At 70.1% G+C, this 9,765-nt stretch carries 8 protein-coding genes; 5 read left to right on the forward strand and 3 right to left on the reverse strand.

Features of this window, described 5'->3' with window-relative positions:
• The first annotated feature begins 17 nt into the window (after nucleotides 1–17).
• On the forward strand, nucleotides 18–767 hold the full coding sequence (locus ACIBAF_RS40570; RefSeq protein WP_399470283.1) for a PaeR7I family type II restriction endonuclease: 750 nt from the start codon (nucleotides 18–20) through the stop codon (nucleotides 765–767).
• A gap of 324 nt (nucleotides 768–1,091) precedes the next feature.
• Here ACIBAF_RS40570 and ACIBAF_RS40575 read toward each other — a convergent pair whose 3' ends face one another.
• From ACIBAF_RS40575 to ACIBAF_RS40585, 3 genes are all read right to left on the reverse strand, one after another.
• The gene (locus tag ACIBAF_RS40575; RefSeq protein ID WP_399470285.1) at nucleotides 1,092–2,879 is read right to left on the reverse strand and encodes a tyrosine-type recombinase/integrase; all 1,788 of its coding nucleotides are present in this window, start codon (nucleotides 2,877–2,879) and stop codon (nucleotides 1,092–1,094) included.
• Between the two features lie 11 nt (nucleotides 2,880–2,890).
• Entirely contained in the window at nucleotides 2,891–3,190 is a 300-nt protein-coding gene (locus ACIBAF_RS40580; RefSeq protein ID WP_399470287.1) for a helix-turn-helix domain-containing protein, read from the reverse strand.
• A gap of 150 nt (nucleotides 3,191–3,340) precedes the next feature.
• Nucleotides 3,341–3,907: a helix-turn-helix domain-containing protein gene (locus ACIBAF_RS40585; RefSeq protein WP_399470289.1), complete on the reverse strand. Its 567-nt coding sequence runs from the start codon at nucleotides 3,905–3,907 to the stop codon at nucleotides 3,341–3,343.
• 269 nt (nucleotides 3,908–4,176) lie between these two features.
• Here ACIBAF_RS40585 and ACIBAF_RS40590 point away from each other — a divergent pair, with 269 nt between their 5' ends.
• From ACIBAF_RS40590 to ACIBAF_RS40605, 4 genes are all read left to right on the forward strand, one after another.
• Complete coding sequence (locus ACIBAF_RS40590; RefSeq protein ID WP_399470291.1) at nucleotides 4,177–5,718, forward strand: DnaB-like helicase N-terminal domain-containing protein; 1,542 nt, start codon at nucleotides 4,177–4,179, stop codon at nucleotides 5,716–5,718.
• 252 nt (nucleotides 5,719–5,970) lie between these two features.
• Nucleotides 5,971–7,305: a hypothetical protein gene (locus ACIBAF_RS40595; protein WP_399470297.1), complete on the forward strand. Its 1,335-nt coding sequence runs from the start codon at nucleotides 5,971–5,973 to the stop codon at nucleotides 7,303–7,305.
• Nucleotides 7,306–7,609: 304 nt separating this feature from the next.
• Nucleotides 7,610–7,951, forward strand: coding sequence for a plasmid mobilization relaxosome protein MobC (locus ACIBAF_RS40600; protein ID WP_399470299.1), 342 nt, complete (start codon nucleotides 7,610–7,612; stop codon nucleotides 7,949–7,951).
• Nucleotides 7,948–9,669 carry a relaxase/mobilization nuclease domain-containing protein gene (locus ACIBAF_RS40605; RefSeq protein WP_399470293.1) on the forward strand — a complete coding sequence of 574 codons (1,722 nt, stop codon included), beginning with the start codon at nucleotides 7,948–7,950 and terminating at the stop codon, nucleotides 9,667–9,669. Before ACIBAF_RS40600 ends, ACIBAF_RS40605 begins: the two co-directional genes overlap by 4 nt.
• The last annotated feature ends 96 nt before the right edge of the window (nucleotides 9,670–9,765 follow it).

Consider the following 9,765-nt stretch of genomic DNA (forward strand, 5'->3'; position numbering starts at 1 on the left):
ATTAGAAGAAGAGGGCCATGAGCGACCTGACACCTGTCGAGACCTGGCGCGCCGCTGTTCTCGGCTACTGGACCGGCCTGGACTTGCAAGCCGCGAAGCAGGGGCAGGCGACCGGAGTCAAGGACACCGGCAACCGTGCAGCCGTCACGGGTGGCAAGCAGATGGACGCGATGCAGGAAGCCGTGGCGAAACTATGGCGGGATGATCCGGACATCACCCTTGAGGTACGCACGACCGGTAAGAACAATCTGCCGGCGTACTTCCGCCCGGCGAAGAACTGGGATCTCTTGGTGCTCTACCGCGGCTCCCTGATCGCGGCGATGGAGTTCAAGTCCCAGCGAGGCCCCTCGTTCGGCAACAACTACAACAACCGGACCGAGGAAGCCCTCGGGCTCGCGGCCGACTCCCAGATGGCCGTGGAACGCGGCCTGTTCGGCAAATTGAAGCCCTGGTTCGGTTTCATCATGCTCGTGGAACGCGCGCCGGATTCGTTGCGCGAGGTCAAGGTGCCTAAGAACATGCCGTTCAAGGCTGACCCTATTTTCGAGGGGGCCTCGTACATAGGACGGTACAAGATCTTCTTCGAACGCATGGTCAAGGAAGGCAACTACGACGCTGTTGCTCTGCTCACCGCCGAGGCGGGCAACGAAGACTTCGTCGAGCCGTCGGTGAGCTTGTCGTTGGCCAATCTCGAGGCAGCCATCCGTGCACGCATCGCGTACATCAAGACGCTGCCGGACGATGTGTTCGACCAACTGACGCACTGAGGCGCGGCTACCTCGGCGACAGCAACTCGTGCCAGGAACGTTCGCAGTGCGGGGTAACCATGCCGCAGCTCAGGTAGATGCCGTTGGCCAGGACGGGCCGACTTAACGCGAGGCCGTCGAGCGGCGGCGGAGCCACGCTGGCCAGCCCGCTCGGCGGCTACCCGGGCCTGTTCACCGGGCTCGCGCTCGCCTCCGCCGCGGCAGCCCTCCTTACGCTGGGAGGTGCACCCAGCCGCCCCAGCCAGCGCGCGATCACACCCATACGGCTTCGAAACGGCCGATGGGCTGCACCAGCGCTGGTGCAGCCCATCCCGTCGACATCGACTACCACTCGTCGCTGTCGCCGTACTTGCCCGGATCCCTCGCACGATCCACAGCCTGCGCACACGCCTCGACGAAGGCGGCGGCCACGGCTTCCTTGTCCGTACCGCGGACCTGGGCCTCGACCTCCTGACCAGGACGCCGAGTGGTGTGCCAGCGCAATGACAAGTCCGTGTAGAGGTCAGCCTCGAACTCCCAGGCAGCCACCGACCATTGCTCGGAGCCGCCGACGTTCAATCGCTCTCCGCCAGGGGCGAAGAGGGCATGAGCGTGGAAGACGAGCTTGCGGTCGGGCATCCGGTCACGGATGGCCCGCATGCCGCCCGGCCCCTCGTCCTCCCACTTACCGCGATCCCACTCCTCGACCTCCGCAGGGCGGTCAGGCCGGCCGGAACCCCACTGCTCGACGAGCGCCTCGGCGTGCTCGCGGCGCAGGAACGGAACGCGCCGCTCACCGAGGCGAGTCACGTAGACCACCTGGTCGACCGGAGCGGGAAGACTCTGGTTCAGGCCGGCCGAGGAACCTCCGATGGACGGCTGAGACCGGGCCGGCGTGCCCCAAAGCAGGCCACCGATCTTCGCGGCGGTCTGCTGGAGCACAGGGGCGGTGAGATGCTGATACCTGTGACGCATCCGGGCGGACTTGCCGGGCTCCCAGCCCATGAGGGTGTCGACGACCGTGTCGGTGACCCCGAGGATCAGCAGCACGGTCGCGGCAGTGTGGCGGGCATCGTGGAGGCGGCCGTCGCGGACGTCGGCAGCCTTCAGCAGCGCCTTCCACTTGTGGAAGTCGGTGTTGGGATTGAGCGGCTCGCCGATCGGCGAGGTGAACACGAACCCCTTCTCCACCCACAGGTCGCGGGCGAGCGTGCGTTCGCGGTCCTGCTCCTGCTTGTGCAGCCGCAGCAGCTTCATCAGCTCCTCAGGCACACCGATAGGGCGTTTGCCCGCGCGGGACTTGGTGTCCTTGGTCTCGCGCCGGACGCTGATCTTCTGCGGACAGTAGCCAGGCTTGCGACCGCACTTGTCACCGCAACCGTGCTTGTAGCGGGGCCGCAGCCGTCCACGTCGTACGCGAATCACACCCCCTTCGCCGTTGTCGACAACGACGTCCTCCCACTTGAGGCCAAGGACCTCGCCTTGGCGCAGGCCCAGCGCCAAGGCGATGACCCAGCGTGCGGTGTTGCGGTGCTTCCCCGCTTCGAGGAGAAGTCGCTGCACCTCCTCGACCGAATACGGCTCGACCTCCTCCTCTTCCAACTTGGGAGCCTTGGCTACGGAGGCCGGATTGGTGGTGAGATGGCGACGGCGAACGGCCTCATTCAGGGCCGTACGGATGGTGCGGTGCGCCTGGTGGGCGGTTCCGGCGGCGCTGCCGCCGGCCTGCATCTTCTGGTAGAAGCGCTCCAGATGTTCGGGCTCCAGCTTCTCCAGGCGGTGGGCGCCCAGACCGGGAACGAGGTGGTGGTAGACCGCCACGCGATAGCCATCGATGGTGTTCTCGCCGACGCTCGGCGCGGCGATGTTCTCGACCCAGTGGGTCAGCCACGTCTGGACCGTCCAGATCTGGCCGACCTTGCGGACACCGGTGGAGTCACGCTGCTTCTCCAGCTCGCGCACGACCTTGGTGACGTCGGCGCGGGTCTTGCGGCTGACGTGGCGGCGGTCAGGGGTGCCGTCGTCCTTGACACCGACGGTGACCCGGCCGTGCCAACGGCCGTCCTTGCCGAGGTAGATGGTGGAAGCGCCGTTGGGTTGGCGGAGCTTCTGGGACTTTCGGGGCTGTGCCATGCGCGCCCCGCTCAGGCTGCGGCGCCGAAGTCCGTGGCCCGGTAGCGGCGAGCCAGGAACTCTCCGACCGCCTCGGCAGGTATGCGGCGCAGGCTGCCGATCTTGACGGAGGGGATCTCCCCGGAGGAGACGTACTCGTACATCTTCGTCCGGCCGATGCCGAGGCGGCGGGCGGCCTCCTCGACGGTGAGCCCGACGAGGGTGGGGTCGCCGGGTTCGTCGTCCCGGTCGGCCATCAGGGTGCGTAGGGCTCCCTCGGGAACGCCGAGCAGCAGGGCGAGCTGGGTGATGGGCAGGGGGAACTCGGGCAAGAGGGCTCCTCACCCGGTCACGTACGGAGCGCCAACTCCGGTCGGACCGGTCGTGGTGGTGGTTGGTTGGGCGGTTGCGCAGACGCGCGAAGGCGCCGCAGTGGAGGGCCCTGGGTGTTCGCAGCACCGAGGGCCTCGCGCCGGGGTCGACTACTCGTCGACGTCAGCGTCGGCGGCGGCCGACGGGTTGAAGGCGTCGCCAAGCCAGCGGATCAGCCGGGAGCGGACGCCCTTGTGACGATGGAAGTCGCCGTTGGAGGCCACGTCCAGTTCGTGGGCGAGCATGTTGCGGACCATGGTGTCCTGGTCCGGGTTGGCCTTGGTGTAGTCCCGGAGCTGGTCCTGGATGGCGTCCAGGGACTTGCCCAGGGAACGCCATTCCTTCCATAGCTCGACATACTCGCCGACCAGCCGCCGGATGATCGGGTTGGCTATCTGCCCTGGCGGGCTGGCGAGTTCATCGAGGGTCATGTCGAAGACCTTGCAGAAACCGAGCGCCTCGTCGGTGTTGACCCGGCGGCGCGGCTTGCCGCTCTCGATGCGCCAGATCGCGGACTGACCCACGGGGTGGCCGGCCTCGGCCATCTTCTCGGCCAGGGTCACCACGCTCCAGCCGCGGGCCTCGCGCTCCAGCTTCACTCGCTCGGCGATGTTGTTCTCAACAGGGGGCCGCCCCTGTACCGCGCGCGGGTCGTCGTCGCCCTTGCCGCTGGCCATGTTCACCTCCTCGTCGTGCGGGGCTGGCCGTACGGATGCGGCCTAGGGTGAACTAGCTAACACCATTCCGGAGCCAAATGCAACTAGATGTTTCCCGAATGCCTGGGGTAGGCTTAGGGCGTCCGGCGGTGAACGCGGCCGGACAAGCAGAAACCCCCGGTGCTGGAACACCGGGGGCGAAGCGGAAACCCTCACAACCGCCCAACCATGACGATCTGTGCCGGTGGCCGGAGTTGGCGCTCCGTATGGCCTGCCGGGAGAGGAGTCCTATGGCCCACAGTACGGGCCTGCCACACCATTTTCCATCCCACCAGCCATCGGACGGAGACCCCGAAGCGGGCCTCCGCGGCCCGGGCGAGCCCCTGTATGCCCTGGCTGCCGAGCAGGCCGTGCTCGGCGCGTGCATGCACCTGAGCGAGGCCGTGGATGTGGTCCGGGGCATCCTGGATGCCACCGACTTCTACCGGCCCGCGCACGAGACGGTCTGGCGCATGCTCCTCGCCCTGCGGGGCGACGACCTGCCCACCGACCCCATCGTGCTGAGCGAGCGCCTCGACGCGGCCGGGGATCTGAACCGAGTCGGCGGTGCGGTCTACCTGCACCAACTCGCCAGCGCCTCGCCCTCGGTCGGTGACGCCGAGCACCACGCGCACATCGTGCGCCGCCAGGCCGACCGGCGCCGCCTGCACGCCCTCAGCGTGCGCCTGCGGCAGCAGACCGAGGAGCCGGGTGCCGATCCGGACGTGATCCGCAGCGCCTTCGAGGCGGACCTGCGCGCGGAGCGCGAGCGGGCCCTGGCCTCCGGCAGCGGACGGCTGTCCCGCTACATTTCCGACGGCTGGGACTTCGTCACGAAGACCGGCGCGGACGCCGAGCCCCTGTGGGGTACACGCGACCAGACCGCGTGGGCCTCCGGCGAGTGCCTGATGATTGTCGGCGCACCGGGCGTAGGAAAGACGACCCTGGCCCACCAGGTCGTCTTCGCCCGTCTCGGCCTGCAGGGCAAGGTCCTCGACTTGCCTGTCGCCGAGAGCAAGCGCGTGCTCTACCTGGCGATGGACCGGCCGAAGCAGATCGCCCGCGCCATGGCCCGCCGTGTCGACCCCCACGACGAGCAGCGGCTACGCGAACGGCTCGTCGTCTGGGAGGGCCCGCTGCCCGCCACGGTCGACAAGGAGCCCGACCTGCTGGCCGACCTGGCGGCGGCACACGGCGCCGACACGATCGTGATCGACAGCCTCAAGGATGCCGTCAGCACGATGGTCGACGACGGTCTGGCAGTCGCCTACCACAACGCTCGTATGCGCGCCCTGCGCAATGGCGTCGAGGTCATGGAGCTGCACCACCAGCGCAAGGCCGCAGCCGACGCGCCGCGCGGCCAGCGCCCCGCCCTCGACCGGGTCTACGGCTCCACCTGGCTCACCTCCGGTGCAGGCAGCGTCCTGTTCATCGAGGGGAAGGCAGCGGACCCCGCCGTCACGATCCACCACCTCAAGACCGTGACGGGCGAGATCGGCCCGCTCAACGTCGTCCACGACCACCAGCGCGGAACCACCATGGTCGAACCGACGCTGGATCCCGTGGTCCTCCTCCGCGACGCCCCGAACGGGCTGACGACCCGCGACCTGGCGATGCGTCTGTCCGGCGACACTAACCCCGAGCGCGCCGACGTGGAGAAGGCCCGCCGCCATCTGGAGCGCCTCGTCGGCACCGGCCTTGCCATGAAGGCCGACGGAGCGGCCGGCGGAGCCGGAGGCGGGCAGCAGGCCCGCTACTACGCTTCCGCTCGCCACATCGGCGTCGTCGGCTGAGGCCCCGCCGACAACGCTCGGAAGCGATCACGCGACCGTACACGCGCCCATGGCGCGCACACGCCCCGGAAAACCGCCCACGGCGTCCACGCTCATCGCAAAACCGCAGGTAGAACGATCACGCGAGCGTCCACGTCGTACACGTGCCCGAGCGATCACGCGCGTGGCCCCCTTTAGAAGGGGGCCCGCGTGTACGCCCCCTCCGTGAACGCCCCTCGACCCCTCGCCTTCCTCCCCTTGGAGATCGTCTGCATGACCCTCGGCAACACCGCACACATAAGCGCCGGCACCGGCGCCTTGTCGCCCCTGCCCCACTGGAGCACCGCAACTGCGGCTACCGCAGTCCTGCTGCTCGTCATCGCTCTGCTCGCTGGATGGCGGCGGCGGCGGCGAGTCGGGAAGTCCGGCGTCGGGCAGCGACGTGGCACCGCCGCCGTCCGGGTTGCCGCTGTCGCCGCGATCGGCTGCACCGCGTACAGCGCGGACACCAGCTGGCGGTTCGCCGCCGACTACCTGGACATGGGCAGCACCATCGAGCGTGCCGCGATGTTCGCCGCCGCCGAGCTCGCCCTGTTCGCCACCGCCCTGCTCGCCCGGCAGAACCTCAATGGCCCGAAGCAGGCACCCGGCCTGCCCGGAACCCTGACCTGGGTCATCACGGCCGTCCAGATCCTGCCCGCCTACGCGGAGTCCGGGCTGCTGGGCGGCACGGTGCGGGCCGTCGTCGGCCCGGTCATGGCGGCGATGCTCTGGCACCTGGCCATGGGCATCGAGCTCCGCCACCGCAGCCCGCACGCCGACTCACACAGCCTGGCCGCCGTCCTCGCCCGACAGGGACGTGAGCGGCTGCTGGCCCGCCTTGGGATCGCCGACCGGGACGCGGACGCCGCCCGGATCATCCGCGAGCGAGCCCTCGACCGGGCCGTCGCTCTGATCCTCCGGGCGAAGGCCATGCCACCCGAGCAACGCGCCAACCGGCGGGGCCGGCGCCTCACCCGCCGCCTGCACCAGGCCCTGGAACAGGCCGACGTCGACCGCGACGCGCGCCAGGACGAGCTACTGCTGCGCAAGCTCGGCACCCGGCAACAGGCCGTCGCGCTGGCCTCCATCCTCCTGCCCCCGCGCTGGCCCGCCCCCGCCTCGGGCACGACGGGCGGCTCCACGCCCACCCGCCCGCGCGCCACGGCAACGAAGCGGGCAGAGGATCCGGCCCGTCCGCCCGAGAACGATGCGGGCGATGACACCGCCCACCGGGCAGCCCGCACGGAGCCCGAAAACCGCCCGCAACGGCCCGCCCACACCGCCAGCAGCCCGGAGCCGAAACCGGGCAAGGTGCCGCCGGATACCGATCCGGGCAGGACTAGGCGGGCGCAGCCGAAGTGCCCGGGCCACAAGCCGCGCGCGACTCGGGAGGTCCTCACCGACTACGCGCACCGCATCCACCACAAGGCCGGACGCCTCTCCCGCGACCTGCTGGAAGACGCCGTGCGCGAAGACGGCTACAGCGTCGCCAGCGACACCGCCGGAGAGGTCGTCCGCACCGTCAAGGCCGAGCTGAAGGCCGCTCGCGCCAGCCACCCCCACTGAGCCGGATCCACCCACAACGCCCAAGGAAGACCGCGCAATGCACGACTCGAACGACGAACTCCTCACCCCCCAGCAGGAGATGACCATCGGCCTGAACAGCGCAGCAAGTTGTCCCGGGAGCAATGCTCCCGGAGTTCCCGCCCCGGGGGTGGCGGGAACAGGCCAGCGCCAGGGGGCGCCGGACCGTCAGGCAGCGGCCGAGGACGGCCCGCAGCCAGGAGGGAATCGGCACGCCGAGTCCCTGTCGCGCAAGCGTCAGCGTCCGCGTAAGGAGAAGCTGCGTCCGCACCAGCCCAGCTGCCGTATGAACGACGCCGAGCTCAAGCGTCTCACCGACGCAGCCACCCACTGCGAGATGTCCAACGCCGCCTTCCTCGCCTACGCCGTCGACAAGGCCGCCCGCGACCTGACCCGTACCGCCGCGGAGATCGCCACCGAACGCGAGGTCATCAACGAACTGTTCGCCGCCCGCCGGCACCTTGGCCGCATCCACGGCCTGTTCAACCAGGTCGCCAAGGCCCTCAACTCCGGCGCCGACGCACCCCGCCTCGACGCCACGGCCGAGGCGGTGCGGATCGCGGCCCTGCGCATGGACGATGCCGCCGATGCGCTGCTGGCCCACCGTGACGGCGGTGCCGCTGAGTGATCCCCAGCATCCACAAACGCGGCAGCGAGACGATCGGGCTGATCCGCTACCTGTACGGCCCCGGCACCGACGAGGAGCACATCGACCCGCACCTGGTCGCCGCCTTCGACCCACTCACCCCCGACCCCGGCCGCGACCCCAAGGCCACCTACGAGCAGCTGCAGCGGCTGCTCGACCAGCCCGTCAACGCCCTGCCAGCCCACCGGCGTCCGAAGAAGCACGTGTGGCACCTGTCCGTGCGGGCTGCCCCCGATGACCCGATCCTCAGCGACGAGCAGTGGGGCGACATCGCCCGCCGCACGGTCGCCGCGACCGGCATCGCTCCCGACGGCGACGACAGCGCGTGCCGGTGGGCCGCAGTCCGGCACGCCGACGACCACATCCACATCATCGCCACCCTGGTCCGCGACGACGGCCGCCGGCCCCGCCTGCACAACGAGGCCCGTCGCGCCCAGACCGAATGCCGCCGCATTGAAGCCGACTACAACCTGCGCCGCGTCGCATCCGGCGACGGCACCGCCGCCAGGCGCACCACCAGCGCCGAACGGCACAAGGCCGAACGCCTGGGCCGCGACCGCGCCGCGCGCGAGGAACTGCGCGAAACCGTACGCCGGGCGGTCGCCGGCTCCGCCTCCACCGACGAGTTCCTCGACCGCCTCAAGGACGCCGGGCTTCTCGTGCGCACCAAGGTGCTGCCCTCCGGCGACCTGAAGGGCTACACGGTCGCTCTGCCCGGCGACCGCAACAAGGACGGCGAGCCCATCTTCTTCTCCGGGTCCAAGCTCGCACCCGACCTGTCCCTGCCCCGCATCCAGGAACGCTTCACCACCAACTCCGCCTCACCGGAGACCACCGACAACGAGCAGTCACAACGCCCTGCCGCGCCCTCGGCACCCGCCACGGCCCGGCGCACCACCACTCACGCGGCCTGGGCGGCACTGCTCGTCCTCGACCACAGCGGCGACGAAGGCACGGCTGCAGCTCAGATCGCCGCCACCGGCGAGGTCCTCGATGCCCTCGCCAAGACCTCCGCCCTCCACACCCGCAACGAACTGCGTCAGGCAGCCTGGGAGTTCGAGCGAGCCTCCCGCTCTCATACCCGAGCCGAGTTCCGCCACGCGCATGGCCTGCGCCGGGCAGCCCGCGACCTGGTGCACAGCGGGCCCGCGTTCGGCCGGGGCGAGGACGGGGCCGGCACCGCGATGGTCCTGGACACGCTGATCTTCCTCGCCATCGCCGCCGCCCACTGGCACGCCAAGCGGCAGCACGCCCAGCAGGCCGAGGCCGCCCGCCGGGCCGCCGCACACCTGCGGTCCGCCTACCAGCAGGCAGCCGCCGAACCGCTCGCCGTGCTACGCGAACGGGGCCGCCGTATCGCCCCGCCCCTGCGCCGCCACCACGCCACCACCGTGCGCGCCGCCCTGCCCGACCTCGCCGAAACCCTCCTTGCCGAGCCCGGCTGGGACGCCCTGGCCGCCACCCTCTCCGACGCCACACAGGCGGGCCACAACCCGCAGGCTCTCCTCACCGAGGCCGCCGCCCGCAGGGAACTGGACACCGCCGACTCCATCAGCGAAGTCCTCGTCTGGCGCCTGCGCCGCATGACTGACCTACCCGCCTACGACCCAGCCACCACCCAGGCCGGCCGCCTCACGGACCGCCAGGCCATGACACCACCCCTCACAGCGCCTTCAACATCACGCACACCGCGTCGCTGATCGGGGGGTGCCTCTATGTCTTCCGTCAAGGCGCCCCTGACGGGTTTGGTGTGGTTCGGGGTTGCTGGGGTTATGCGGCGAGCTCGACGTCCGTCG

This window comes from Streptomyces sp. NPDC051677 (assembly GCF_044453465.1).
In the GTDB taxonomy this organism is placed as follows: Bacteria; Actinomycetota; Actinomycetes; order Streptomycetales; family Streptomycetaceae; genus Streptomyces.